Origin of the sequence: Pantoea sp. CTOTU49201, from assembly GCF_032054795.1 — a bacterium.
Classification (GTDB): domain Bacteria; phylum Pseudomonadota; class Gammaproteobacteria; order Enterobacterales; family Enterobacteriaceae; genus Pantoea; species Pantoea symbiotica.
The window spans coordinates 1-2,779 of record NZ_DAMBSA010000316.1; the positions used below are offsets into that span (position 1 = coordinate 1).

General features: G+C 49.9%; 3 protein-coding genes. All 3 read left to right on the plus strand.

Going from position 1 to position 2,779, the window contains the following annotated elements; translation table 11 throughout:
• Window positions 1-10 precede the first annotated feature (10 nt).
• Complete coding sequence (locus RTY00_RS18680; protein WP_008104106.1) at window positions 11-712, plus strand: FadR/GntR family transcriptional regulator; 702 nt, start codon at window positions 11-13, stop codon at window positions 710-712.
• 85 nt (window positions 713-797) lie between these two features.
• Window positions 798-2,054, plus strand: a complete 1,257-nt coding sequence (locus RTY00_RS18685; RefSeq protein WP_312665437.1) for an enolase C-terminal domain-like protein — start codon at window positions 798-800, stop codon at window positions 2,052-2,054.
• A 340-nt stretch (window positions 2,055-2,394) separates the two neighbouring features.
• On the plus strand, window positions 2,395-2,779 hold a 385-nt coding region (locus RTY00_RS18690; RefSeq protein ID WP_312665438.1), incomplete at its 3' end, for a VOC family protein.

Here is a 2,779-nt window from a genome sequence, read left to right on the forward strand (position 1 = left end):
GAGTAACGCCGTGGCGCTGGAAAGTATCCAAAAACATAATGTGGTTGATGTCATCTACGAACAGATGAAGCAGAACATTCAGGATGGTCTGTGGGAGCCGGGCTGCAAGTTGCCCTCTGAAGCGGAACTGACCGCAACCTTTCAGGTGAGCCGCGTCAGCGTGCGAAGTGCTGTGCAGAAGCTACGTGACCTTGGCGTAGTGGTAACGCATCAGGGGAAGGGGACATATGTGACCCGCGAGGTGGCGCGCTACGGATCGTTCAGTGATAACCAGCCGATTCTGCATCTGTCGCAGGAAGAGTTTGATGATATGCGGGTTTTCCGTCAGACCGTCGAGTTCAAATGTATGGAGCTGGCAGTTCAGAACGCCACTGATGAAGATGTCAAAGTGCTGGAAAGCGCCTTGAATCGCATGCTGGTGAGTAAAGATGACTACAAAAAGTACTCGCTGGCGGACTACGACTTCCATCTGGCGATTGTGAAAGCCTCGCACAACAAGGTGTTCATCCACGTAATGGAATCCCTGAAAGGGATTTATGTGCATTACCTGGAAGAGTTGAATCGGGTGTTAGGCATCACGTTGGAAAGCGTTGAAGCCCATATCAAAGTCTTTATGGCGTTGAAAAACCGCGATGCGGCGCTGGCGGCCGAGACGCTCAATAGTGCGATGACACATAACGTGCACGCCATTGAAGATGTACGCCATAACTGAATAACCAAAAGCCCTGAACAGGGCTTTTTAATACACATAACATGTAGGACATCATACAGCATGTTATCCAGCTACCGTGAGGATCATGATGAGTAACCTGAAAATTACCGATGTAAAAACCATCCTTACCGCGCCAGGCGGCATCGATTTGGTGGTGGTTAAAATCGAAACCAGCGAACCCGGTTTATACGGTTTAGGCTGCGCCACGTTTACTCAGCGCATCTATGCGGTCGCCGCAGCCATCGAAAACTACATGAAGCCGTTTTTGATCGGCAAAGACCCGGCGCGTATCGAAGATATCTGGCAATCGGCGGCGGTGAGCGGTTACTGGCGTAATGGTCCGGTGATGAATAATGCGCTCTCCGGCGTTGATATGGCGCTATGGGATCTGAAGGGCAAAGTCGCCGACTTGCCGATATATGAACTGCTTGGTGGCAAATGTCGTGATGGCGTGCCGCTTTATCGTCACTGCGACGGCGCAGATGAGATTGAAGTTGAAGATAACATTCGCGCGCGCATGGAGGAGGGCTATCAATATGTGCGCTGTCAGATGGGCATGTATGGCGGCGCGGGTACCGATGATTTGCGTTTGATCGCCAGCAAGCTGGCCAAGGCGCGCAATATCCAGCCGAAAGTGTCACCGCGTAATCCTACGCACGGCATCTATTTCGATCCGGATGCGTATGCGCGCGCCGTACCGCGCCTGTTTGACCATCTGCGCAATAAACTCGGTTTTGGCGTGGAGTTTATTCATGATGTGCACGAGCGCATCACGCCAATCGCTTCGATTCAGCTGGCGAAATCACTCGAACCGTATCAACTATTTTTCCTCGAGGATCCGGTTGCGCCCGAGAATATTGACTGGCTGAGCAAGTTACGTAGCCAAAGCAGCACGCCAATTGCCATGGGTGAACTGTTCACGCAGATTAACGAGTGGAAGCCGTTAATTCAGAACCAGCTGATCGATTATATTCGCTGCCACGTCAGCACCATTGGCGGCATCACACCCGCGAAGAAACTGGCGACCTTTGCTGAACTGTTTGGCGTGCGCACCGCGTGGCATGGTCCTGGCGATATCTCACCAATTGGCGTGGCGGCAAATCTGCATATCGACCTGAGCATCACCAACCTTGGCATTCAGGAATACACGCCGGTGAACGAGGCGCTGCAGGAAGTGTTCCCAGGCTGTCCGGAGATTGATCGCGGCTATGCGTACCTCAGCGATCGTCCGGGGTTGGGCGTGGATATCGATCTTAATGAGGCGGCGAAATATCCGGTATCGGGCGGTATTCCGGACTGGACCAATGCGCGCCTGCCAGATGGCACGGCTGCACGTCCGTAAGCGTATTTGCGACTGGAGAGGAATCGATGAACGGTTCCTTTTCCATCAATGTCTATTAGTTCTTTGTTCGACATGGTCACCAGCATCAGCAGAGATCTCCCAGAAAAGGTGGCAAAAGCGCCATATCTGGGTGACATTATCAAATAGCACTCACAACATGTTAAAACTAAGCAGAGATGACCGGGTTCAGGCAAATCTGAGATGTCCAATATATACAATGTAGATGCTCAATGAATTTATGTTAAATAAAGTTTCTTTCAGTGCTGTGCTATTTGCAATCTGTGTGGCAGTCCTCAATTATTATCGCTGGTAATCAGCCTGCGAGGTAGCCGTGTCTGTAATGAAAATTGACCATGTTCATCTCTATGTGAATAATCTAGAAGCGGCTGAGGTATGGTACAAAGAAGTGCTGGGATTTGTTCGTGATGAGTCCTTGTTTTTCTGGTTTACTCAGGGAGGACCTTTAGTTCTGAAGAATAATGAAGCGGCGCTTTCACTTTTTGAAAGACGGCACCAGTCTCCGGGGCATACGGTGGCCTTCAGTGTTAAACCTTGTTATTTCAGTGAGCTGATGAAAACGCTGTCGTCTCATTCTGTTTCATTTACCGTCAGCGACCATCAGGTCTCAATGTCTGTTTATTTTGAGGATATAGCGGGAAATAAAATTGAAATGACGTCTTATGAATATCATGAGGCTCGAAAGAATATACAGAGTTATTATGCAA